19 protein-coding genes are annotated in these 22,696 nt (G+C 72.0%); 14 read left to right on the top strand and 5 right to left on the bottom strand.

Going from position 1 to position 22,696, the window contains the following annotated elements:
* Positions 1-6: 6 nt before the first annotated feature.
* Positions 7-501: a DUF3145 domain-containing protein gene (locus tag ABZ899_RS11865; protein WP_361344397.1), complete on the bottom strand. Its 495-nt coding sequence runs from the start codon at positions 499-501 to the stop codon at positions 7-9.
* Positions 502-754: 253 nt separating this feature from the next.
* On the opposite strand from ABZ899_RS11865, the gene ABZ899_RS11870 reads away from it, so the two are divergent.
* Both ABZ899_RS11870 and ABZ899_RS11875 read left to right on the top strand, forming a co-directional pair.
* Positions 755-1,645, top strand: coding sequence for an SGNH/GDSL hydrolase family protein (locus ABZ899_RS11870; RefSeq protein WP_361344400.1), 891 nt, complete (start codon positions 755-757; stop codon positions 1,643-1,645).
* A 10-nt stretch (positions 1,646-1,655) separates the two neighbouring features.
* Positions 1,656-2,633 carry an aldose epimerase family protein gene (locus tag ABZ899_RS11875; protein ID WP_361344403.1) on the top strand — a complete coding sequence of 326 codons (978 nt, stop codon included), beginning with the start codon at positions 1,656-1,658 and terminating at the stop codon, positions 2,631-2,633.
* A 75-nt stretch (positions 2,634-2,708) separates the two neighbouring features.
* Here the strand turns inward: ABZ899_RS11875 and ABZ899_RS11880 are convergent, their stop codons facing one another.
* The gene (locus tag ABZ899_RS11880) at positions 2,709-5,144 is read right to left on the bottom strand and encodes a glycoside hydrolase family 3 C-terminal domain-containing protein (RefSeq protein ID WP_361344406.1); all 2,436 of its coding nucleotides are present in this window, start codon (positions 5,142-5,144) and stop codon (positions 2,709-2,711) included.
* Between the two features lie 121 nt (positions 5,145-5,265).
* On the opposite strand from ABZ899_RS11880, the gene ABZ899_RS11885 reads away from it, so the two are divergent.
* Positions 5,266-5,829 carry a TetR/AcrR family transcriptional regulator gene (locus ABZ899_RS11885; RefSeq protein WP_361344408.1) on the top strand — a complete coding sequence of 188 codons (564 nt, stop codon included), beginning with the start codon at positions 5,266-5,268 and terminating at the stop codon, positions 5,827-5,829.
* Between the two features lie 108 nt (positions 5,830-5,937).
* A complete protein-coding gene (locus tag ABZ899_RS11890) occupies positions 5,938-7,197 on the top strand; it encodes a pyroglutamyl peptidase (RefSeq protein WP_361344411.1) in 1,260 nt (419 codons plus the stop codon).
* Here ABZ899_RS11890 and ABZ899_RS11895 read toward each other — a convergent pair.
* Positions 7,187-7,981: an EI24 domain-containing protein gene (locus ABZ899_RS11895; RefSeq protein WP_361344414.1), complete on the bottom strand. Its 795-nt coding sequence runs from the start codon at positions 7,979-7,981 to the stop codon at positions 7,187-7,189. The two genes, ABZ899_RS11890 and ABZ899_RS11895, sit on opposite strands and share 11 nt — an antisense overlap.
* Positions 7,982-8,132: 151 nt before the next feature.
* Here ABZ899_RS11895 and ABZ899_RS11900 point away from each other — a divergent pair, with 151 nt between their 5' ends.
* Entirely contained in the window at positions 8,133-9,284 is a 1,152-nt protein-coding gene (locus ABZ899_RS11900) for a serine hydrolase domain-containing protein (RefSeq protein WP_361344417.1), read from the top strand.
* A 62-nt stretch (positions 9,285-9,346) separates the two neighbouring features.
* Here the strand turns inward: ABZ899_RS11900 and ABZ899_RS11905 are convergent, their stop codons facing one another.
* On the bottom strand, positions 9,347-10,360 hold the full coding sequence (locus ABZ899_RS11905) for an NADP-dependent oxidoreductase (protein ID WP_361344420.1): 1,014 nt from the start codon (positions 10,358-10,360) through the stop codon (positions 9,347-9,349).
* A gap of 75 nt (positions 10,361-10,435) precedes the next feature.
* Between ABZ899_RS11905 and ABZ899_RS11910 the strand changes: the two genes are divergently transcribed.
* A complete protein-coding gene (locus ABZ899_RS11910; RefSeq protein ID WP_361344422.1) occupies positions 10,436-10,873 on the top strand; it encodes a MarR family transcriptional regulator in 438 nt (145 codons plus the stop codon).
* Between the two features lie 22 nt (positions 10,874-10,895).
* Here ABZ899_RS11910 and ABZ899_RS11915 read toward each other — a convergent pair whose 3' ends face one another.
* Complete coding sequence (locus ABZ899_RS11915; protein ID WP_361344425.1) at positions 10,896-11,891, bottom strand: hypothetical protein; 996 nt, start codon at positions 11,889-11,891, stop codon at positions 10,896-10,898.
* Between the two features lie 312 nt (positions 11,892-12,203).
* On the opposite strand from ABZ899_RS11915, the gene ABZ899_RS11920 reads away from it, so the two are divergent.
* From ABZ899_RS11920 to ABZ899_RS11955, 8 genes are all read left to right on the top strand, one after another.
* Positions 12,204-13,361, top strand: a complete 1,158-nt coding sequence (locus tag ABZ899_RS11920) for a mandelate racemase/muconate lactonizing enzyme family protein (RefSeq protein WP_361344428.1) — start codon at positions 12,204-12,206, stop codon at positions 13,359-13,361.
* Entirely contained in the window at positions 13,358-14,362 is a 1,005-nt protein-coding gene (locus tag ABZ899_RS11925; RefSeq protein ID WP_361344431.1) for an alcohol dehydrogenase catalytic domain-containing protein, read from the top strand. Before ABZ899_RS11920 ends, ABZ899_RS11925 begins: the two co-directional genes overlap by 4 nt.
* A gap of 122 nt (positions 14,363-14,484) precedes the next feature.
* Positions 14,485-15,447, top strand: coding sequence for a hypothetical protein (locus ABZ899_RS11930; protein WP_361344434.1), 963 nt, complete (start codon positions 14,485-14,487; stop codon positions 15,445-15,447).
* Positions 15,448-15,631: 184 nt separating this feature from the next.
* Positions 15,632-16,744, top strand: coding sequence for a multiple monosaccharide ABC transporter substrate-binding protein (chvE, locus tag ABZ899_RS11935; RefSeq protein ID WP_361344437.1), 1,113 nt, complete (start codon positions 15,632-15,634; stop codon positions 16,742-16,744).
* A 32-nt stretch (positions 16,745-16,776) separates the two neighbouring features.
* Positions 16,777-18,327 (top strand): multiple monosaccharide ABC transporter ATP-binding protein, encoded by a 1,551-nt coding sequence (gene mmsA / locus ABZ899_RS11940; protein ID WP_361344440.1) that lies wholly within the window; start codon positions 16,777-16,779, stop codon positions 18,325-18,327.
* Positions 18,324-19,568: a multiple monosaccharide ABC transporter permease gene (mmsB, locus tag ABZ899_RS11945; RefSeq protein ID WP_361344443.1), complete on the top strand. Its 1,245-nt coding sequence runs from the start codon at positions 18,324-18,326 to the stop codon at positions 19,566-19,568. The genes mmsA and mmsB overlap by 4 nt, the downstream gene beginning before the upstream one ends.
* A gap of 59 nt (positions 19,569-19,627) precedes the next feature.
* Positions 19,628-20,773, top strand: a complete 1,146-nt coding sequence (locus ABZ899_RS11950; RefSeq protein WP_361344445.1) for an aldose epimerase family protein — start codon at positions 19,628-19,630, stop codon at positions 20,771-20,773.
* A 127-nt stretch (positions 20,774-20,900) separates the two neighbouring features.
* Positions 20,901-22,517 (top strand): histidinol-phosphate transaminase, encoded by a 1,617-nt coding sequence (locus ABZ899_RS11955; protein ID WP_361344448.1) that lies wholly within the window; start codon positions 20,901-20,903, stop codon positions 22,515-22,517.
* Positions 22,518-22,696 lie beyond the last annotated feature (179 nt).

Below are 22,696 nucleotides of genomic sequence, written 5' to 3' on the forward strand. Positions count from 1 at the left end.
CGGGTGTCAGACCACCTGGTGCAGCCAGCGCACCGGCGCGCCCTCGCCCGCGTACCGGAAGGGTTCCAGTTCGTCGTCCCACGGCTTGCCGAGGAGCTTGGCGATCTCCGCCTCCAGGTCCGCCCCCTCGTGCTGGGCGCGGGTCAGGGCGGCGCGCAGCCGGTCCTCGGGGATCAGGATGTCGCCGTGCATGCCCGTGACGGCGTGGAAGATGCCCAGGTCGGGGGTGCAGCTGTAGCGCTCGCCCTCGGCGGTGGGGCAGGGTTCCGCCGTCACCTCGAAGCGCAGCAGGTGCCAGCCGCGCAGGGCGGACGCCAGCTTGGACGCCGTGCCGGCCTCGCCCTGCCAGGAGAACTCCGAGCGCCAGGTGCCGGGCGCGGCGGGCTGCCGGATCCAGTCGAGGTTGACGCGCGTGCCGAGCACCCCGGCGACGGCCCACTCGACGTGCGGGCACAACGCGCGCGGCGCGGAGTGCACGTACAGGACTCCACGTGTCGTCACCGGGACCTCCGGGCTGAGCGGACATCTTGCGAACTGGCGGACGAGCGTGGCGGGGGAGCCACGTTTGATGGCGAGGCTACCGTGCGGCGGGGCAAGGAGTGTGACGTACCGTCGGTCCCAGGGCCGTGAAACGCCTGCCATTCACCCGGCAGGACGCTTGTACGGGTGTGAGCCGTTGCATGCGCGGACCGGGAACCCGCGTGCGGTCTCATGGGTTCACACTTCGACAGGTCCGACGAGGGGATGGACGGGTATGCGGAAGCGACGGCTTGTCACACGCGCTGTCCTCGCCGCCGTGACCGCGGCCGTGCTGGGCGCGTCCGGCTGCGACGCCGTGGGCGGCGCCTCCCCCGCCCCGTCCGGCACCGGGGGGCGCGGCGCGCGGCCCTCGCCGAAGCCGACGCCGGTGTGGGACCGGGCTCCCGCCTCGGTCGCGGCGGTCGGCGACTCGATCACCACCGGTTTCGACGCCTGTGCGGTGCTGTCGGACTGCCCGGAGGTGTCCTGGGCGACCGGCACCCGTGCGGCGGTCGACAGTCTGGCGGTGCGGCTGCTGGGCCGGGCGAAGGCGACGGAGCGCAGCTGGAATCTCGCGGTGACCGGGGCCCGGATGGGTGACGTTCCCGGCCAGATGGCCCGGGTCGTGACGCACCGGCCGCAACTGGTCGCGGTGATGGCGGGCGCCAACGACGCCTGCCGCAGGTCGGTGGACGCGATGACGCCGGTGGCCGAGTTCCGCGCGAGCTTCGAGGAGGCGCTGCGCACGCTGCGCCGGTCGCTCCCGAAGTCCCAGGTGTACGTGGCGAGCGTGCCGAACCTGATGCGGCTGTGGGAGCAGGGCCGCCTGAACCCGATGGCCCGGCAGGTGTGGGACCTGGGGATCTGCCCGTCGATGCTGGGTGACGCGGAGTCCCTGACGGCGGCGGCGAACCAGCGCCGGGCGACCGTGCAGGACCGGGTCGAGGCGTACAACAAGGTGCTCAAGGACGTCTGTGCGAAGGACCGCCGGTGCCGGTTCGACGGCGGGGCGGTGTACGGCTACCGGTTCGACCAGGCGCAGTTGAGCCAGTGGGACTTCTTCCATCCGAGCGTGGACGGTCAGGCGCGGCTGGCGGAGATCGCCTACCGCACGGTCACGAACTAGTGTTCCGCTCATGAGCGAACACTTCGGCACACTTTCCGACGGCACGGAGGTCCATCGCTGGACCCTGGAGCGCGCGGGCGTTCGGGCGCGAGTCCTGTCGTACGGCGGGATCGTGCAGTCACTGGAGGTGCCCGACCGGGACGGCCGGACGGCCGACGTGGTCCTCGGGTTCGCCGATCTCGACGGGTACGTGACGCATCCCGGGCCGTATCTCGGCGCGCTGATCGGCCGGTACGCCAACCGGATCGCGGGCGGCCGCTTCTCGCTGGACGGGGTCGCCCACGTGCTCGGCCCCAACACCCCGCCCCACTCCCTGCACGGCGGCGCCCGCGGATTCGACAAGCGCGTGTGGGACGTGACGCCCGTCGCGCACGGGCTGCGTCTGACCCGCGTCAGCCCGCACGGCGAGGAGGGCTTCCCGGGGCGCCTGGAGGTGACGGCGACGTACACCCTGGAGGCCGACGGGGCGCTGCGGTTCGTGTACGAGGCGGTGACGGACGCGCCGACCGTGGTCAATCTGACCAACCACAGCTACTTCAACCTCGCGGGGGCGGCCTCCGGTGACGCGGGCGGCCACGAACTGCGGCTGGCGGCCTCCCGGTTCACCCCGGTCGACGCCGATCTCATCCCGACGGGCGTCCCGGAGGACGTCACGGGCACCCGGTTCGACTTCCGCCGAACGCGCAAGGTCGGCTCCGGGTACGACCACAACTTCGCGCTGGACAAGGGCGTGACCGAGGACGCGCGGGAGGTCGCCGAGCTGTACGAACCCTCGACCGGGCGGGTGCTCACGGTCTCCACGACCGAGCCTGGCCTGCAGCTGTACACGGCCGACCAGCTCGGCGAGCCCTTCTCCCCCGGCGACGGCATCGCACTGGAGACCCAGCACTTCCCGGACTCCCCGAACCGGCCGGACTTCCCGAGCACGGTGCTGCGGCCCGGCGAGGTGTACCGGTCGGAGACGGTGTACGCCTTCTCGGCGCGCTGACGGACGAAGGAGGCCCGAGCCCCGGTCCCGGTGTCAGGGCCCGGACCGGGGCTGTTCCTGGGTACTTCTCCCGGGTCAGACGTTAATGGTCGCGGTCAGCCTGCGGTCGGCGATCGAGCGTCCGAGCTGAATCTCGTACGAACCTTTCACAAAGGTCCACGCCTCGGTCGTCTCGTCCCACACCTCGAAAGCCCGGCGGGACAACTCGATCACGGCCTCGCCGCTCTCCCCCGGCTCGGCCGACACCCCCGCGAACCCGGCGAGCCACCGCGCCGGCCGCCCGGCGTCCGGCTCGGCGGGCGCCAGATAGACCTGGACGACCTCGCGGCCCGGCCGTTCGCCGGTGTTGCGCACCCGCACCCGGACCGTGGTGCCCTTGACCTCGGCGGCCTCGTACGCCCACGTGGTGTAGCCGAGGCCGTGCCCGAACGGGTAGGCCGGGGTGCGGCCCGCCTTCTCCCAGGCGCGGTAGCCGATGAAGACGCCCTCGGTGTAGACGAGCTCGCCGTCGGTGGGGACGACCTCGGTGACCGGGGCGTCCGCCAGCGGGCCCCAGGTGGTGGGCAGCCGGCCGCCGGGCTCCTCGGCGCCGGTGAGCACGTCGGCGAGGGCCGCGCCGCCCTCCTGCCCCGGGAACCAGCCCAGCAGCACGGCGGCGACCTCCTCGCGCCACGGCAGTTCCACCGGGGAGCCGGAGTTGACGACCACGACCGTGCGGGGGTTGGCGGCGGCCACGGCGCGGACCAGGTCGTCCTGGCGGCCGGGCAGCCTCAGGTCGGTGCGGTCGAAGCCCTCCGACTCGACCCGTTCGGTGGTGGCGACCACGACGACGGCGGTGTCGGCGGCGCGCGCGGCCTCGGCGGCCTCGGCGATGAGTTCGCCGGGGTCGCGCAGCGGCTCCTGGTGGGCGAGCGTGAAGCCGACGACCCTCAGCGGGGCGTCCTCGGGGTGCTCGACGACGTGGGTGAGGGAGACCTCGACGGGGGTGCCCGCAGTGAGTTCGGGCTGGGCGCGCGGGACGGGGGCGCCGAAGAAGCTGATGAACGGGTCGTCCCTGGTGGGGCGCTGGACGTCGTCGTAGTACGTCGTGCCGTCGACGACGAGTGTGAAGGCGCCGATGCCCTTGATGCCGAAGGTGTGGGCGCCGGTGACGCGCGGGGTGAACGTGCCGGTCAGCTCGACGCTGTGCAGGGTCTCGTGGGTGACGCCGTCGGGGAGGTCGGAGCCCATCCACTGGATGTGCCCGCTGGGCGCGGAGCCGGTGCCGAGGACGTCTCCCGCGGCGTCCCGGCACACGGCCCGCAGGGTGAAGCCCCGGTCGGCGACACCGAGTTCGGTGCTGGGGTCGGCGCCGACGGCGTAGGTCAGGGCCCCTTCGGGGAAGGCGGCGGCGAGGCCGTCGAGCGGGGAGACGGTGCGGGCCGGGAAGACGGTCGCGGAGCCACCGCCGAGGACCCGGGCGTCGCGGGCGGCGGCGCCGATCAGGGCGACCGTGCCGCCGGGCGGCAGCGGCAGGGCGTCCTGGTTGCGGACCAGGACGAAGGAGCGGCGGGCGATCTCGCGGGCCAGGGCGGGGCCGTCGGTCTCGGGCGGAAGGGCGGTCACGGCCGGTTCGGCGCCGGGGAGTACGCCGACGCGGGCGGCCAGCCGCAGGACGTTGCGCACGGCGTCGTCGACCCTGGCCTCGGGGACCTCGCCGTCGCGCACGGCCCGGGCGAGGGCCTCGCCGTAGACGGTCCGGGGGCCGGGCATGGCGATGTCGAGGCCGCCGTCGAGGGCGGCGGCGGTGTCGCGGGCGGCCGCCCAGTCGGAGACGTTGACCCCGTCGAAGCCCCACTCGCCGCGCAGCACCTCCTCGACCAGCCGGCGGTGCTCGGTCATGGTCGTGCCGTTGACCGTGTTGTACGCGGTCATCACGCCCCAGGGGCGGGCGTGCTCCACGATGTGCTCGAAGGGCGCCAGATACAGCTCGCGCAGCGCGCGTTCGCCGACGACGTTGTTCACCGTGAAGCGCTCGGTCTCGGCGTCGTTGGCGACGAAGTGCTTCACGGTGGTGCCGACGCCGCCGGACTGCACGCCGGACACATAGCCCGCGCCGATGACCCCGGTCAGATACGGGTCCTCGCTGTACGCCTCGAAGTGGCGTCCGCCGAGCGGGGATCGGTGCAGGTTGACGGTGGGGGCGAGCAGGACGTGGACGCCCTTGCGGCGGGCCTCCTGGGCGAGGAGGACGCCGGCGCGACGGGCGAGGTCCGGGTCCCAGGTGGCGGCGAGGGCGGTCGGGGACGGCAGGGCGACGGAGGGGTCGTCGGCGGTCCAGCGCACACCGCGGATGCCGATCGGGCCGTCCGACATCACGAGGGAGGGCAGGCCGATCCCCGGGAGGGCGGGCAGGCTCCACATGTCCTGGCCGGAGAGCAGCCGTGTCTTCGCGTCGAGGTCGAGCCGGGCCAGGGCCGTCTCCACGACCGCCTCGCGTGCCGCATCGGCCTGGGTGCGCGTTCCCGCCATCGCGGTGCCTCCTCGTCGAGTCCGGGCTGTGCGCACCATCCTGCATCGACCACCTGTCGACCGGTAGGTTTCGTTATCCGCGCGTTACACATGGGCCGTTGGCGTCCCGTACGGTGACGCCATGAACGCGAGGGTCAGGGGCGAGGAGCGCCGCGGCGAGATCGTCCGGGCGGCGCTGGAGGTGATCGCCGAGCGCGGCTACCGGGGCGCGAGCCTGGCCGCGGTCGCCGAGCGGGTGGGGCTCACCCAGCAGGGGCTGATGCACCACTTCCCGACCAAGGACGCGCTGCTCGTCGCCGTGCTCCAGGAGCGGGACCGGTGGGACGCCGTGCCGGACAGCCGGTGGCGGGTCGATCTGCTGGCCGCGCTGGTCGAGTACAACGCGATGCGGCCCGGCATCGTGCAGACCTTCTCGGCGCTGCTCGGCGAGAGCGTGACGGACGGGCACCCGGCGCGGGCGTACTTCTCCGAGCGGTACACCCGGGTGCGGGCGAGCATGGCGGAGATGCTGCGCGCCGAGTACGGCGACCGTCTGCCGAACGGGCTCACGCCCGAGCGCACCGCCCCGCTGCTGGTCGCGGTCATGGACGGGCTGCAGTACCAGTGGCTGCTGGACCCCGCGTCGGTGGACATGCCGGGCGTGTTCCGGGACTTCCTGCGGCTGCTGGGCGAGCCGCCGGACTGACGGCGGCGGACGGACCCGGCGCACGCACCATGGCGTGGACCTCTCCCGCCACGCGATACTTCCGGCGTCCCGCACGACCCCCACCGTGACGGAAGGACCGGAACCCCTGTGATATCCACCCGTGTTCGGACCGGAGTGCTCGCCCTGGCCCTGCTGACCGGCCTCGCGGCGCCCGCCACCGGGACCGCTGCCGCCGCCGGGACGGCCGCCGCGCCCACCGTCGAGGAACAGCGGCTCACCCGGGCGGTCCCCCAGGAGATCCTGCGCCGCTCCGGGTTCGGCACCGCCACCGCCGCCTTCGCCCGCGCCCTGGACAGCGCGCACGGCTACACGGCGGCCCGCCGGGCCGTCGAACACCACGGAACGGCGCTGTGGCGCCGGGCCGTCGACCGGGCGCAGGGGCGGGGGCCGGCGGGCGGCGACCTGAGCCGGGACGACGACCGGCCGCTGTACTGGGCCCGGTTGACGATGACACGGGAACTGCGGACGTGGGAGCCGGGCTTCGCCCTCGGCGAGGGGCGGCGGGCCGCGCTGCTCGACGCGCTGGAGCGGACCTCGCGCGGGCAGGGCGACATCCGGCTGCCGCGGGAGAAGGGCGTCCGGCGCATCCTGGTCACCGGGTTCGACCCGTTCACGCTCGACCGCGACATCCGCATCTCCAACCCGTCGGGGGCGGCCGCGCTGGCGCTGGACGGCACGGTCGTCGAGACGGCGGCCGGTCCGGCGCGCGTGGAGACGGCCGTGTTCCCGGTGCGCTGGCGGGACTTCGCGGAGGGGACGGTGGAGCGGGCGCTGCGGCCGTACCTGGGGCGGGCCGACCTCTTCACGACCGTGAGCCAGGGACGGGTGGGGCGGTTCGACGTGGAGCGGACCAACGGGGCCTGGCGGGGCGGGTTCCCGGACAACGAGAACGCCTCCAGCACCGGCCTGGTCCCCGTCGCCGGCCCCGGCTCGCAGCCGCAGTGGACGACGACCACCCTGCCGTACGCGGCGGTCGTCGCCGCGCCCACCGGCCGGTTCCCCGTGTTCGACAACACGAGCGTGACCGAGATCCCGGCGGGCGGTACCCAGGCCGTCGTCCGGCCGGACGGGCCGACACCCGGTTCGCGCGCCCGGGCCGGGGGCGGCGGGGACTACCTCTCCAACGAGATCGCCTACCGGGCGACGCTGCTGCGCGACCGGCTGGGGCTGCACGACGTGCTGCCGGGCGGGCATGTGCACACGCCGGTGCTGCAGTTCGGGGCCGGCAACACCGATCCGGCGTCGGGCGCGGTGACGGACCCGGAGTTCGTCCGCAACCGGCTGGACATCATCGCCCAGGTCCGCACGATCCTGACAGTGGCGGCCGGCAACCCGGTCACCAGGTGACCTTCTCGCTCTCGGGCCCGGCCGGCTCGTCCTCCCGCGTCTCCTCCCCCGACAGCTCCCGGGCCATCAGCGTGGCGCCCGCGACCGCGCCGGGCATCAGGAACACCGCGACGAACGGCACCAGGAAGACGGCGGCGAGCGGGGTGCCGAAGCCCCAGACGAGCATCTTGCGGGAGCGCAGGAGCCTCAGGCGCTCCCGCAGCTCGACGCGGCGGCGCTGGAGGGCGACCGCCGTCAGCTCCTCGGTGAGGAAGAAGCCGGTGACGACGACACCGAGGACCGGGACGGCCGTCTGGCCGACAACGGGGACGAAGCCCGCCGCGAACAGCAGCACGCCCCAGACGGCGGCCCGCACGACGATCCGCAGGCTGTCACGGCCCGAGATCCACAGCTCGCGCCAGAGCGGCAGCCCGGACTCGGGCGCCGTGCCGTCGGGCGAGACGTCCCGGTCGACCCGCTCCGAGAGGCTCTCGTAGAAGGGCTGGCCGATCAGCAGGGTCGCGGCGGTGAAGGTGACCACGGACAGCAGCAGGGCCAGGGCGAACAGGACGGCGGTGAGCAGCCCGCGGAACAGACCCTGCCAGGGGCTCGCCCAGCCGTCGGCGAACGGGGTCGACCAGGCCACGAGGTCCTGGCCCCACAGGGCGAGGGCCACGAGCGTGGCGGCGTACAGCACCAGGGTGATCAGGCCCGGGATCAGCCCGAAGCCGTACTGCCTGCCGTGTCGGGCCACCCATCGCTGGCCCTTGAGGAGAAACCTGAAACCGGCACCGAGATCGCGCATGCGGATCACTGTAGACGGGGTGGGTCACACCGCCGTCACGGTGGCTTCGGTGCCCGGTCACGGCGGCCGGCGGCCCCCGCGGGGGAAGGGGCCTGGACAGGGCGCATGCTGTGGTCGTGGCGGACGTCACGAGCCAGGGTGAGGAGAGCGGATGACACCGGAGATCCACGGCACGGTCGCGGACGGCTTCGAGGCGGTCCGGGAGGAGTTCGCGGCGTTCGTGGCCGCGGAACGGCCGGACTACGAGGGCCAGGTGTGCGCGTACGTGCACGGCAGACGGGTGGTCGACCTGTGGGCGGGCCCCGGTGCCGGGGCCGACTCCCTCTACGGGGTGTTCTCGTCCTCCAAGGGCGCGGCCCATCTCGTGGTGGCGCTGCTCGTCCAGGACGGCGTGCTGGACCTCGACCGCGAAGTGGCGTCCTACTGGCCGGAGTTCGCGGCCGAGGGCAAGGCCGGGATCACCCTGCGCGAGCTGATCGCGCACCGCGCCGGGGTCGTCGGCCTCGACGCCGGATTCACGGCGGACGAGCTGGCCGACGACCGGGCGATCGCAGAACGCCTCGCCGGGCAGCGGCCTTTCTGGCGGCCGGGCGCGGCCTTCGGCTACCACGCGCTCAGCGTCGCCGCGCTCACCGGCGAGGTCGTGCGGCGCGCGACCGGCCGCACCCTCCAGGAGGTCTACGAGGACCGCGTCCGCGCCCCGCACGACCTGGGCTTCTTCCTCGGGCTGCCCGAGGCGCTGGAGTCCCGCTACCGCCCGGTGCAGCCGATGGAGCCCACGCCGGAGCAGCAGGCGGCGCTGGACGCCGCACCGACCGGCCCGCACACGCTGGCCTCGATCGCGTACAACACGCATGTGCCGATGCCGGGTGAGCCGGCGGACTACCCCAACTCGCGTGCGGTGCGGGCGAACGGGCCCGCCTCGGCGGGCGGTGTCGCCTCCGCGCGGGGCCTGGCGGGGATGTACGCGGCCGCCGTGAGCGGGCTGGGCGGGCGCCCGCCCCTGCTGAAGCCGGACACGGTCGCCGAGGTCAGCCGGATCCACTCCACCGGCCGGGACCTGGTGTCCGGGACGTACAAGTCGTTCGGGCTCGGCTTCCAGGCGGTCGCGGACCCCTGGTACCCGTTCCTGGGCGCCGGTTCGTTCGGGCACGCCGGCGCGAGCGGCTCCCAGGCGTTCGCCGACCCGCGCGGCGGTCTCGCGTACGGCTACACCCGGCGCCGCTACGCCTTTCCGGGCGGGGCCGCCGTGGAGAACGACCGGCTGGTGCGGGCGGTGCACACCGCGGCGCGGGCCGGCTGAGCGGGGAACACGTGCGGCCGCGCCCCCGTGCGGGGACGCGGCCGCTTGGTGTGCCGGGACCGTCAGAGCTTGACGATCATCTTCCCGGTGTTGTCGCCGCGCAGCACGCCGAGGAACGCCTCGAGGTTGTTCTCGATGCCCTCGACCACGGTCTCGCGGTACTTCAGCTCGCCCGAGGCGACCCAGGGGCCCACCTCCTGGACGAACTGCGGCTGCAGGTCGTAGTGGTCGCCGACCAGGAAGCCCTCGATACGGCCACGGGTCTGGATCAGCCGGGCGAGGTTGCGCGGGCCGGGGGCGGGCTCGGTGTCGTTGTAGACGGAGATCATGCCGCAGACCGCGATACGGCCGTCCCGGTTGAGGGAGCCGATGGCTGCCTCCAGGTGCTCGCCGCCGACGTTGTCGAAGTACACGTCGACGCCGTCCGGGGCGGCGGCGCGCAGCTGCTCGCGCACCGGGCCGTTCTTGTAGTTGAAGGCGGCGTCGAAGCCGTACTCCTCGACCAGGAGCTTGACCTTCTCGTCGGAGCCGGCGGAGCCGATGACGCGCGAGGCGCCCTTGAGCCGCGCGATCTGGCCGACCTGGCTGCCGACGGCGCCGGCGGCGCCCGAGACGAACACCGCGTCGCCCTCCTTGAAGGCGGCGGTGCGCAGCAGTCCGGCGTAGGCGGTGAGACCGGTCATGCCGAGGACGCCGAGGTACGTGGACAGGGGCGCGGCCTCCGGGTCGACCTTGACGGCGTGCTGGGCGTCCAGGGCCGCGTACTCGCGCCAGCCGAAGAAGTGCAGCACGTGGTCGCCGACCGCGACGCCCTCGGCGTTCGACGCGACCACCTCGCCGACCGCGCCGCCCTGCATGACCTTGCCCAGCTCGTAGGGGGCGGCGTACGACTTCGCGGCCGACATGCGGCCCCTCATGTAGGGGTCCACCGAGAGGTACCGGTTCCGGACGAGCACCTGGCCCTCGCGGGGCGTCGGCACCTCGGCCTCGACCAGGGCGAAGTCCTCGGCCTTGGGCCAGCCGACGGGACGGGAGACGAGGTGCCATTCGCGGTTGATCACGGGGTGCCCTTCCATCAAAATACTTCAGTACCTGAAACAACCATGCGCCTGAATATTTCAGGATGTCAAGTAACCCGTTACCCTGGACGAGTGACCACTCCACCCAAGACGAACCGTCCGGACGAGCTGACCTTCGAGGTCGTCGATCTCATCGGAGCGGTCGTGGCCCGCTATCACGCGGAGTACGAGGAGGCGGCCGCGGAGCACGCGCTCACCGGCGCCCAGGCACGGCTGCTGAGCCTGCTCTCGCTGGAGCCGCTGCCGATGCGCAAGCTGGCGCAGCGGCTGCGCTGCGAGCCGTCGAACGTGACCGGCATCGTGGACCGGCTGGAGGCACGGGGCCTGGTGGAGCGCCGGCCGGACCCGGCGGACCGGCGGGTGAAACTGGCCGCCGCGACCGGGGAGGGCCGTCAGGTGGCCCGGAGCCTGCGGGAGTCCCTGCGGTTCGCCCGGGAGCCGCTGGCGGGCCTGTCGGAGGACGAGCGGGTGGCGCTGCGGGACCTGCTGCGCCGGATGCTGGCGGACTGACGCCCGCCCACGCGCGGCGGGATCAGGTGCACCACCACAGGAAACGCTCGCACTCCTCCGTCGGCTTGGGGTCGGGCGTCGGTGCCGACGTGGGCGGGGCCTCGGTCGAGGTGGGGTCGCCGCCCGACGTGGGCGTGGGGTCGGGGGCCGGGGGCGGCGTCTCCGCGCCGGTGCCCGCCGACGCCGACTGCGACTGCGGGTCCGGGGTGCCGTCCCCGTCCGCGTCCTCGCCCTTCTTACCGTCCTCGTCCTTGTCCTTGTCCTCGTCCTCGCCGGACGCGGAGGCGGAGGGGGACGCGGACGGCTTCCCCGAGGCCGTGCCCGCCCCCGTGCCGACGGCGGCGCCGGTGGCGCCGGGCGACGCCGGCACCTCGTCCTCGGCGGCGCCGTCCGCCGAGGAGTCACCGGCCGCGGCCGTCGTGGGGCTGTCGCCGGGGGCGTCCATGCCGAGTTCGGCGAGGCTCAGGCCGCCGGCGGCCAGGACGAAGCCCGCGGCGACGAGCAGGGTGCGGCGCCGTCTGCGGCGGTGCGCGGCGGCCTTGCGGTCCCGGCGGCTCGCGCCGGCCCCGGTCTCGTCGGCGTCGCCGTCCTCGTCGTCGTACGCGTCCTCGTCGTCGTACGCATCCGGGTCGTCGTACCCCTCGGAGTCGTCGTAACCGTCGGGGCCCGTCCGCCCGTCCTGCGGGCCGGCAGGGGCATCCCGCTCGTCACGGCCGCGCCGGCGGCCCCGGCCGCGCCGCTGCGCCGCCCGCCGCGCGGCCCGGCCGCCCGCCGGTGCCGCCTCCGCGAGCTCGCCGGTGCCACCGGGGGCGTGCGCGCCCTCGGGAGCGTCCGGTTCGGCGTCGGTGTACTGCCCCGCGTACGCCGCGGGCGCGCCCGGGGACCGCTCGGCCGGCTGGGGGTACCCGGCGCCGGCGAGGGCGTCCGCGTACACATGCGGCTGTTCGGTCGTGGCGCCGCACCCCGGACAGGCGAGTGCGCCGTTCAGGTGCCGTCGGCACGGCTGGCAGTAGTCCATGACGCGGGAAGACTAGGTTCCGGACGCACACCGTTCCTAGTCACCGCTGTGAAAGTTTTGTGGACAACAATGCGCACAGGCATGACCGGTTGGCGGATATGCCATGACACGCCAGACACGCCCCGCACACTGCGCGACGAAGAGGCCGGTTCGGACGCCGGAAGGGTGTCGAAACCGTTATGCGCGCGACCCATTGACACCCCCGTCACCCCGTCCCTACTGTCACGTCAGCATTTCGAACGTGTGACGAAATTTCGAACACCGCCGGGTGCACAACCGAATGAGCCGACGACGCATCGAGGGGCAACTGCCGTGCGCATCACCGGAATCAGCACACACGTGGTCGGGACGCCGTGGCGCAATCTGACCTACGTCCAGGTGCACACCGACGAAGGGCTGACCGGAGTCGGCGAGACCAGGATGCTGGGCCACACCGACGCGCTGCTCGGCTACTTGCGGGAGGCCGAGGCCAACCACATCCTCGGCTCCGACCCGTTCGCCGTCGAGGACCTGGTGCGCCGTATGAAGTACGGCGACTACGGCCGCGCGGGTGAGATCGTGATGTCCGGCATCGCCGTGATCGAGATGGCCTGCTGGGACATCAAGGGCAAGGCGCTCGGGGTGCCGGTGTGGCAGCTCCTCGGCGGCAAGGTCACCGACAAGGTCAAGGCGTACGCGAACGGCTGGTACACCACCGAGCGCACGCCCGAGGCGTACCACAAGGCGGCCCGCGGGGTGATGGAGCGCGGGTACAAGGCCCTCAAGATCGACCCCTTCGGCACCGGGCACTTCGAGCTCGACCACGAGCAGACCCGCTACGCCGTCTCCCTCATCGAGGCCGTACGGGACGCCATCGGCCCCGACGCCGAGCTGATGCTGGAGATGCACGGCCGCTTCTCCCCCGCCACCGCCGTCCGCCTCGCCCGCGAGCTGGCGCCCTTCCGGCCGGCCTGGCTGGAGGAGCCCTGCCCGCCGGAGAACCTCAAGGCGCTGGAGAAGGTCGCCGCGAAGGTCGACATCCCCGTCGCCACCGGTGAGCGCATCCACGACCGGATCGAGTTCCGGGAGCTGTTCGAGAGCCAGGCCGTCGACATCATCCAGCCCGACGTCGGCCACATCGGCGGCATCTGGGAGACCCGCAAGCTCGCCGCGACCGCCGAGACCCACTACACGCTCATCGCCCCGCACAACGTCGGCGGTTCCGTGCTCACCGCCGCCTCCCTCCAGGTCGGGTTCACCTCGCCGAACTTCAAGATCCTGGAGCACTTCAACGACTTCGCCGACGCGGAGATCAAGAAGGTGGTCAAGGGCGCGCCGCAGGTCGTGGACGGGTACTTCCACCTCTCCGACGCCCCTGGGCTCGGCGTGGAGTTCGACGCCGACGCCGCCGCCGAGTTCCCGCAGCAGCAGGCCCGGTTCGACCTGTGGGCCGAGGGCTGGGAGCAGCGCAAGCCGAAGGGGACGCGATGAGCACCGCCGTCGTCGTCGAGGCGCCCGGCCGGCACCGGCTCGCCGAGCACACGCCCCGGGAGCCCGGCCCCGGCGAGGCGCTGGTCCGGGTGCACGCGGCCGGCATCTGCGGCAGCGACCGCGAGGTGTACCAGGGCAACCGGCCCGAGGGGTACGTCCGTTACCCGCTGACGCCGGGCCACGAGTGGTCCGGGACCGTCGCCGCCGTCGGCGCCGGGGTGCCGGAGCGGCTCGTCGGCCGCAAGGTCGTCGGCGAGGGGTTCCGCAACTGCCAGGTCTGCGACCGCTGTCACGCCGGTGAGACGACGCTGTGCGAGGCGGGGTACGAGGAGACCGGGTTCACCCGGCCCGGCGCCATGGCGGCCACGCTCACGCTCCCGGCCCGGCTGCTGCACGTCCTGCCGGACGACTGCGACCTCACCGCCGCCGCCCTGCTGGAGCCGGCCGCCTGCGTCGCGGCCGCCGCGATGAAGGCGGGCGCGCTGCCGGGCGAGCGGGTGGCGGTGGTCGGCACCGGGACGCTCGGGATGTTCGCCGTGCAGTTCCTGGCGGCGGGCTCGCCCGGCGAGCTGCTGGTGGTGGGCACCCGCCGCGACCGGGAGCAGCTGTCGCGCGCGTACGGGGCCACCGCCTTCCGCACCAAGGACGAGGAACTGCCGGGCGGTTTCGACGTCGTCGTGGAGACCGCCGGGTCGGCGGAGGCCGCACGCACCTCGGCCGCGCTGCTGCGGCGGGGCGGGCGTCTCGTACTCACCGGCATCCCGGCGCCCGGCGCGCAGGGGCTCGACCCGACCGATCTCGTCGTGCGCCAGCTGGAGGTGCACACCGTCTTCGGGGCGCCGCCGGACGCCTGGGCCCACGCCGTGCGGGTGTTCTCCGCCGGCCTCCTCGACCCGCTGCCGCTCGTCACGCACGAACTGCCGCTGACGGAGTTCGCGCAGGCGATCGAGCTCGTGGGCTCCGGCGACCCGAAGGTGGGCAAGGTTCTCCTCCGCCCGTGAGCGGCCCTTCGCCGTACGCCGGGACGGGGGCACCCTGACGGTCCCCGTGCCGGCGTACTCCCGAGGTCCCGCCACCCAGAGACGCGAACCTCGTCCGAAATACCGAACACAAAGGACATCCCGTGACCGACGCCTCCGCAGCCCGACGACCCGGCGAGCCGGTGCTCGCCGCCCTCGGCCTGGGCGCGCCCGACCTCTCCCCCGCCGACGCCTCGCCCCACACCTTCCCGGGCGGGGGCCGCTGGCGCACCGAGATCCCCTCGTGCGAGGGGCCCGAGGCGCTGGCCGTCGTCCTGAAGGAAGCCTCCCGGCTGGACGTGCCGATCCACCGGATCAGCCAGGGCAGCGGCGTGTGGATGCTGACCGACGCCGAGATCACCGAGATGGTCGAGGCGGCGGCCGAACGGGACATCGAGCTCTGCCTGTTCACCGGACCGCGCGGCACCTGGGACATCGGCGGCTCCACCCGCACCGACTCCCGCGGGGCCGGGCTGCGCGCCCGCGGCCACGACGCGGTGGCCGGCTGCGTCGAGGACGCCGTGCGCGCCACCGAACTGGGCGTGAAGTGCCTGCTGGTCGCCGACGAGGGCGTGCTGTGGACGCTGCACCGGGCGCGCGCCACGGGCATCCTCCCGGCCGACACCACCCTGAAGGTCAGCGCCCTGATCGGCCCGGTCAACCCGGCCGCGTACGCGGTGTACGAGCGGCTGGGCGCCGACTCGGTCAATGTGCCGAGCGACCTGACGCTGGACCACCTCACGGAGATCCGCCGGGTCTCCGCCGCCCCCATGGACATGTACATCGAGGCCCCCGACGACCTCGGCGGCTATGTGCGCATGTACGAGGTCGCCGAGCTGATCCGGCGCGGCGCCCCGCTCTACCTGAAGTTCGGGCTCTCCAAGGCCCCCGGCATCTATCCCTACGGCCACCACATGAGAGAGCTGACGCTGGCCACCGCCCGCGAACGCGTCCGGCGCGGACGGCTGGCCCTGGACCTGCTCGCACGGCACGGGGCCGACGGCGCGATGGCGCCCCTCGGCTCCCGGCTGCCCGGAACGCTGACGCGTTTCGAAACGCGCGCATAACGTTCCGGCGAAACCCCCTTCACAGAAGCAGACGCAGTCGAACACAATCCCACACACCCTCGGTCGACCGATCCGCCGACCCGAACAGCCCCGGACATGTCCTCGCATCGCCCACCGCACCACCGGGACCTGACCGCACCGAGCACGACCGAGTCCCGCTCCACTCACATCAAGGATGATGATCATGCGTAGTCGCAGAGCCGCACTCGCCGCCATGGCCTCCGTCGCCTCCCTCGCCCTGACCCTGACCGCCTGCGGCCAGGACAGCGAGGGCGGCAGCAAGGACGACAACGGCAGCGCGAAGGGGGCGACGATCGGCATCGCGATGCCCACCAAGTCCTCCGAGCGCTGGATCGCCGACGGCAACAACGTCGTCAAGGACCTGCAGTCCAAGGGCTACAAGACCAAGCTGGTCTACGGCGAGGACGACCCCGACCAGCAGGTCTCGCAGATCGAGAACCTGATCACCCAGGGCGTCAAGGCGCTGATCGTGGCGGCCATCGACAACAAGTCGATGAACAACGTCCTCCAGCAGGCCAAGGACGCGGACATCCCGGTCATCTCCTACGACCGCCTGATCCTGGGCACCCCGAACGTCGACTACTACGCCTCCTTCGACAACGAGAAGGTCGGCGAGCTCCAGGCCGGCTACATCGTCGACAAGCTCGGCCTGAAGGACGGCTCGAAGAAGGGCCCGTTCAACATCGAGCTGTTCGCCGGCTCGAACGACGACAACAACACCCGCTACTTCTTCGGCGGCGCGATGAAGGTGCTCCAGCCCTACATCGACAAGAAGCAGCTCGTCGTCCGCTCCAAGCAGACCGCGCTCAACCAGGTCACCACCCTGCGCTGGGACGGCGGCACCGCGCAGAAGCGCATGGACGACATCCTGACCTCGGCCTACAAGAGCGAGCGCGTCGACGCGGTGCTCTCGCCGTACGACGGCATCTCCATCGGCATCCTCTCCGCCCTGAAGTCGGACGACTACGGCTCCAAGGACAAGCCGCTGCCGGTCGTCACCGGTCAGGACGCCGAGGTCGCCTCGGTGAAGTCGATCATCGCCGACGAGCAGTCGATGACCGTCTACAAGGACACCCGCGAACTCGCCAAGGTGGCCTCGAACATGGTCGACGCCCTGCTCAACAAGAAGAAGCCCGAGGTCAACGACACCAAGACCTACGACAACGGCTCGAAGGTCGTCCCGGCCTACCTGCTGGAGCCGGTCGCCGTGGACAAGACCAACTACCAGAAGGAAGTCGTGGACTCCGGCTACATCAAGGCGAGCGACCTCAAGTAACCGCCGGCCCACTCTGATTGGAAGGCACGACCATGGCGGGACCCGTCCTGGAAATGCGCTCGATCGTCAAGACCTTTCCCGGCGTCAAGGCGCTGTCGGACGTCACACTGACCGTCCGGCAGGGCGAGGTCCACGCCATCTGCGGGGAGAACGGCGCCGGCAAGTCCACGCTGATGAAGGTCCTCTCCGGCGTCCACCCGCACGGCACCTACGAGGGGGAGATCCTCTTCGAGGGCGCGGTCTGCGAGTTCAAGGACATCCGGGCGAGCGAGCAGCGCGGCATCGTCATCATCCACCAGGAGCTGGCGCTGTCGCCGTTCCTCTCCCTCGCGGAGAACATCTTCCTCGGCAACGAGCACGCCCGGGGCGGCTTCATCGACTGGCGGGAGACGCTGCGGCACGGCACCGAACTGCTGCGCCGCGTGGGGCTCTCCGACCACCCCGACACCCGCGTCGCCGACATCGGCGTGGGCAAGCAGCAGCTCGTGGAGATCGCGAAGGCGCTGTCGAAGAAGGTGAAGCTGCTCATCCTCGATGAGCCGACCGCGGCCCTCAACGACGAGGACAGCGGCAAGCTCCTGGACCTGATCCTGGAGCTGAAGAAGCAGGGCATCACCTCGATCATCATCTCCCACAAGCTCAACGAGATCCGCAGGGTCGCCGACTCGGTGACGATCCTGCGCGACGGGCGGACCATCGAGACGCTCGACGTGAAGGCGCCGGAGACCACCGAGGACCGGATCATCAGCGGGATGGTCGGCCGGGATCTGGAGCACCGCTTCCCCGAGCGCACCCCGCACGAGCCGGAGGAGGGCGCCGCGCCGGCCCTGGAGATCCGCAACTGGACCGTGCACCACCCGATCGACCAGCAGCGCAAGGTCGTCGACGACGTGTCGGTCCAGGTGCGGCGCGGCGAGATCGTGGGCATCGCGGGGCTGATGGGCGCCGGCCGCACCGAGCTGGCGATGAGCGTCTTCGGGCGCACCTACGGCCGCTACCACGGCGGCACGGTCCTCAAGGACGGCAGGGAGATCCGCACCAGGACCGTCCCGGAGGCGGTGAAGCACGGCATCGCGTACGTCACCGAGGACCGCAAGCACTACGGCCTGAACCTCATCGACACCATCAACCGCAACATCTCGCTCAGCGCGCTGGGCAAGGTCGCCAAGCGGGGCGTGGTCGACGAGCACGGCGAACGGCAGGTCGCCGAGGGCTTCCGGAAGTCCATGAACATCAAGGCGCCGACCGTCTTCGAGCCGGTGGGCAAGCTGTCCGGCGGCAACCAGCAGAAGGTCGTCCTCAGCAAGTGGATCTTCGCGGGTCCCGATGTGCTGATCCTGGACGAGCCCACCCGCGGGATCGACGTCGGCGCCAAGTACGAGATCTACACGGTCATCGACCAGCTGGCCGCCCAGGGCAAGGCGGTCGTCTTCATCTCCTCCGAGCTGCCCGAGCTGCTCGGCATGTGCGACCGCATCTACACGATGGCCGCGGGCCGGCTGACCGGCGAGTTCTCCCGCGAAGAGGCCTCGCAGGAATCGCTGATGCGTCAGATGACGAAGGACAAAGAGGTAACCCGATGAGCACGGATGTGACCGCCAAGAGCCCGGCTCCCGCGCCGCCGGGGAAGAGCGCGCCGGGCGGGGGCGACGGACTGCTGCGGCTGGTGCTGGAGGGCCTGCGCCGCAACATGCGCCAGTACGGCATGCTGATCGCGCTCGGCCTGATCGTGGTGCTGTTCGCCGTGTGGACCGACGGCGACCTGCTGCTGCCGCGCAACGTCTCCAACCTGGTGCTGCAGAACAGCTACATCCTGATCCTCGCCATCGGCATGATGCTGGTCATCATCGCGGGCCACATCGACCTGTCGGTGGGGTCGCTGACGGCGTTCGTCGGCTCCATGGCCGCCGTGTTCATGGTGAAGAACGACATGCCGTGGCCGCTCGCGGTCCTGCTGTGCCTGGCGATGGGCGCGCTCGCGGGCGCGGCCCAGGGCTTCTTCATCGCGTACGGCGGCATACCGTCGTTCATCGTGACCCTGGCGGGCATGCTGATCTTCCGCGGTCTGACGGAGATCTTCCTGGAGGGCCAGACCCTCGGCCCGTTCCCGGAGGGGCTGCAGAAGGTCGCGAACGGCTTCCTGCCCGAGGTCGGCCCGGACACCAACTACCACAACCTCACGCTGCTGCTCGGCTTCGCGATGATCGCGGTCGTGGTCTTCCAGGAGTTCCGGGACCGCCGCCGGCAGCAGGAGTTCTCGCTGGACGTCCCGCCGTTCAACCTGTTCCTGCTGAAGCTGGTGGCGCTGGCCGCCGCCGTTCTGACGCTGACGATGCTGCTGGCGAGCTACAAGGGCGCCCCGATCGTGCTGCTCATCCTCGGGGTGCTGCTCGTCGGGTTCGGCTATGTGATGCGCAACGCGATCATCGGCCGCCACATCTACGCGATCGGCGGCAACCTGCCCGCGGCCAAGCTGTCGGGCGTGAAGGACAAGAAGGTCACCTTCCTGGTCTTCCTGAACATGGGCATGCTCGCGGCCCTGGCGGGTCTGGTCTTCGCCGCCCGCTTCAACGCGGCCTCCCCCAAGGCCGGCCTGAACTTCGAGCTGGAGGCGATCGCGGCCTCGTTCATCGGCGGCGCGTCGATGAGCGGCGGTGTCGGCACCGTCCTCGGCGCGATCATCGGCGGTCTGGTCCTGGGTGTGCTGAACAACGGCATGAACCTCGTCGGCATCGGCACCGACTGGCAGCAGGTCATCAAGGGCCTGGTGCTGCTGGCGGCGGTCGGCTTCGACGTGTGGAACAAGCGCAAGGTCGGTTCGTAGGTCCACGCACGGGGCCCCGCCGCACGGCGGGGCCCCGCCTTCCTGAACAGGAGCCGCACATGGACATGAGCAGACGCACGGTCATCGCCGGTGCCGCGGCGGCGGGCATCGGCGCCGCGACCCTCGGCAGCGCGCACGCCACGGGAGGCGGGGCGCCGGTCAGGTCCCTCTTCGGCACCCTCCCCGACGGCACGAAGGTGTACAGCTGGTCGCTCGCCAACGGCAGCACCCGGATGAAGGTCCTCTCCTACGGCGGTGTGGTGCAGTCCCTGGAGGTCCCCGACCGCCGGGGCCGGTTCGCCAACGTCTCCCTCGGCTTCCGCTCCCTCGACGACTACGTGGCGTCGAGTCCGTACTTCGGCGCGCTGATCGGGCGGTACGGCAACCGGATCGGCAAGGGGCGCTTCACCCTCGACGGCAGGACGTACCAGGTCGACGTCAACGACGGCGAGAACAGCCTGCACGGCGGCGCCAAGGGGTTCGACAAGCGGGTGTGGGACGTCGAGCCGTTCACCAAGGGCACCGACGTCGGCCTGCACCTGTACTACACGTCCCTCGACGGCGAGATGGGCTACCCGGGCACGCTCCGCGTGAAGGTGACGTACACCCTCACCAAGTACGGCGACTGGCGCGTCGACTACGCGGCCACCACCGACAGGGCCACCGTCGTCAATCTGACCAGCCACGCCTACTGGAACCTCGCCGGCGAGGGCAGCGGAACGATCGAGAACCACGAGCTGAAGATCGACGGCTCCCGCTACACCCCCGTCGACGCGGGCCTCATCCCCACCGGCGAACTGGCGCGCGTCGCGGGCACCCCCTTCGACTTCCGCCGCTCCAAGGCGGTCGGCGAGGACCTGCGCGCGGCCCACCAGCAGCTCCTGTACGGCAAGGGCATCGACCACAACTGGGTGCTCGACAAGGGGATCTCAGCGCGCCCGGAGTGGGTCGCCACCCTCAAGGACCCGTCCTCGGGGCGCACCCTGCGCATCGCGACGACCGAGCCGGGGCTCCAGTTCTACTCGGGCAACTTCCTCGACGGCACCCTCGTCGGCACGGGCGGCCGCGTCTACCGGCAGGGCGACGGGCTGTGCCTGGAGACCCAGCACTTCCCGGACTCGCCGAACCGTCCGTCGTTCCCTTCGACGGTGCTGCGGCCGGGGCAGACCTACCGATCGACGACGGTGCACTCGTTCACCCGCTGATTCCCCGGTGATTGAACGGCTCCACCCCAGCCTCCGTATGTAGGGGCGGCCCGCGCTCCCCCGCGCGGGCCACCCCAAGACGACGGGCCCGGTCGTCCCCGCCGGGTCCGCCCCCTACGGAGGTTCCATGGCCGACAACGTCACCTCGCTGTTCCGCAGCACCGCGGCACACAGCCCGTCGATGGCGGCGCTGACACGCGAGGGCGGCGACGGGGCCGGCCCGGTCGACTTCTGCATCCCCTGCAACCCCTACTTCCCGACGCCCGAGATGTTCGAGGACATGGCGGGGAAGCTGCGGGACATCATCACGTACTACCCGAGCAGCGCCGACACCATCACGGCCGAGCTGTGCAGCCTGCTCCAGCTTCCGCCGCAGTGCGTGGCGATGGGCAACGGCTCCACCGAGCTGATCACCTGGATCGACCATCTGATGGTCCGGGAGTCCCTCGCCGTCCCCGTCCCCACGTTCGGCCGCTGGACCGACCAGCCGATGGAGACCGGCAAGCGGGTCGACATGTTCCCGCTCCAGGAGTCCAGCGGGTTCGCCCTGGACCTCGCGCAGTACGCCGAGTTCATCCGGGCCAGGGGGACCCGGGTCGCGGTGATCTGCAACCCGAACAACCCCGACGGCGGCTTTCTGCACAAGCACGCGATCGTGCAGTTCATGGACGCCATGGCCGATCTGGACCTGATCGTCGTGGACGAGAGCTTCCTGGAGTTCGCGGACGCCGAGCAGGAGCCGTCGGTCGTCCAGGAGGCCATGCTGCGGCCCAACGTCATCGTGCTGCGCAGCCTCGGCAAGAACTTCGGCCTGCACGGCATCCGCTTCGGCTATCTGGTGGCCAACCCGGCTCTCGCCCGGATGGTCCGCTCGATGCTGCCGAAGTGGAACCTCAACTCCTTCGCCGAGCACGTGGTGTTCATGCTGAAGGAGCACGGCGCCGAGTACGCGCAGAGCCTCCAGCAGGTGCGCAGGGACCGGCTGGAGATGGCGGGGGCCCTGTCGGCGCTGCCCGGCCTGACGGTCTACCCGTCCCAGGGCAACTTCCTCTTCGTGCGCCTTCCCGTGGGCGCCGAGGGCACCGTGGTCCGCGACCGGATGCTCACCGAGCACCGGATCCTGGTCCGCGAGTGCGGCAACAAGATCGGTTCGTCCAGCCGCTTCCTGCGACTCGTGGTGCGCCCCCAGGTGGACGTGCGTCGCCTGGTGTCCGGCCTGGAGCAGGTGCTCTACGGGTCCAGGAGGGGAGCCGCCGTACCCGAGCCGGGTAACGGGACCAACTACAGCTCGGGTACGGCGGCCGTGGACCGGCTGGTGGGCTCCACGAACGGGGCGGGCTTCACGGCGGTGCCGCAGCCGCAGCCGGTGCCGCAGAGCGGCGGCGCCCCCATGCCGGCTGCCATGCCGACCCCCATACCGGTGGCCCCCGCGCCCGCACCGGTCCCCATGCCGGCGCCCGCCCCGGTGCCGGCCGCCGCGGCCGCGGCCCCCGCGCCTGCTCCCGCGCCTGCTCCCACGCCGTTCCCGTCCCCGGTGGCGCCCACGCCCACGCCGATGCCCTTCCCGTCCCCGGTGGCGCCGGCCGCGACGATGGTGCCGCCCGGCCCCACCCCGCCCGGCGTCCCGGCCCGGGGCGGCCTCACCGCGGCCCAGGTCCGGGGCACCACCGGCCCCGGGCTGGCACCCGCTCCGGCCACCGGATGGCCGGGCAGCCAGAGTTGGCCCAACGCGGCGGGCGCCTGAACCGGCTCCCGCGCACTCACCCCTTGCAGGTTCGACTCTCCGGGGGGGAATTCGACGAGTCGACGGAAAGATCCGCGCCCCTGTCCGCGATCAGGTGCCGGGACGTCCGGCCGAAATCGAGCGGCTGGTCTTCCGACCGGTGGACCCGCTGCGCATGCCGACGGCCCCCCGTGAGGAAT

Origin of the sequence: Streptomyces sp. NPDC046859 (assembly GCF_040645135.1) — a bacterium.
Lineage (GTDB): Bacteria > Actinomycetota > Actinomycetes > Streptomycetales > Streptomycetaceae > Streptomyces.

What these genes read in the sequence shown, in the direction of transcription:
- ABZ899_RS11870 (WP_361344400.1), top strand. Translation starts at nt 755, where the DNA reads ATGCGGAAGCGACGGCTTGTCACACGCGCTGTCCTCGCCGCCGTGACC.
- ABZ899_RS11875 (WP_361344403.1), top strand. Translation starts at nt 1,656, where the DNA reads ATGAGCGAACACTTCGGCACACTTTCCGACGGCACGGAGGTCCATCGC.
- ABZ899_RS11880 (WP_361344406.1), bottom strand. Translation starts at nt 5,144, where the DNA reads ATGGCGGGAACGCGCACCCAGGCCGATGCGGCACGCGAGGCGGTCGTG.
- ABZ899_RS11885 (WP_361344408.1), top strand. Translation starts at nt 5,266, where the DNA reads ATGAACGCGAGGGTCAGGGGCGAGGAGCGCCGCGGCGAGATCGTCCGG.
- ABZ899_RS11895 (WP_361344414.1), bottom strand. Translation starts at nt 7,981, where the DNA reads ATGCGCGATCTCGGTGCCGGTTTCAGGTTTCTCCTCAAGGGCCAGCGA.
- ABZ899_RS11900 (WP_361344417.1), top strand. Translation starts at nt 8,133, where the DNA reads ATGACACCGGAGATCCACGGCACGGTCGCGGACGGCTTCGAGGCGGTC.
- ABZ899_RS11905 (WP_361344420.1), bottom strand. Translation starts at nt 10,360, where the DNA reads ATGGAAGGGCACCCCGTGATCAACCGCGAATGGCACCTCGTCTCCCGT.
- ABZ899_RS11915 (WP_361344425.1), bottom strand. Translation starts at nt 11,891, where the DNA reads ATGGACTACTGCCAGCCGTGCCGACGGCACCTGAACGGCGCACTCGCC.
- ABZ899_RS11925 (WP_361344431.1), top strand. Translation starts at nt 13,358, where the DNA reads ATGAGCACCGCCGTCGTCGTCGAGGCGCCCGGCCGGCACCGGCTCGCC.
- chvE (WP_361344437.1), top strand. Translation starts at nt 15,632, where the DNA reads ATGCGTAGTCGCAGAGCCGCACTCGCCGCCATGGCCTCCGTCGCCTCC.
- mmsA (WP_361344440.1), top strand. Translation starts at nt 16,777, where the DNA reads ATGGCGGGACCCGTCCTGGAAATGCGCTCGATCGTCAAGACCTTTCCC.
- mmsB (WP_361344443.1), top strand. Translation starts at nt 18,324, where the DNA reads ATGAGCACGGATGTGACCGCCAAGAGCCCGGCTCCCGCGCCGCCGGGG.
- ABZ899_RS11950 (WP_361344445.1), top strand. Translation starts at nt 19,628, where the DNA reads ATGGACATGAGCAGACGCACGGTCATCGCCGGTGCCGCGGCGGCGGGC.
- ABZ899_RS11955 (WP_361344448.1), top strand. Translation starts at nt 20,901, where the DNA reads ATGGCCGACAACGTCACCTCGCTGTTCCGCAGCACCGCGGCACACAGC.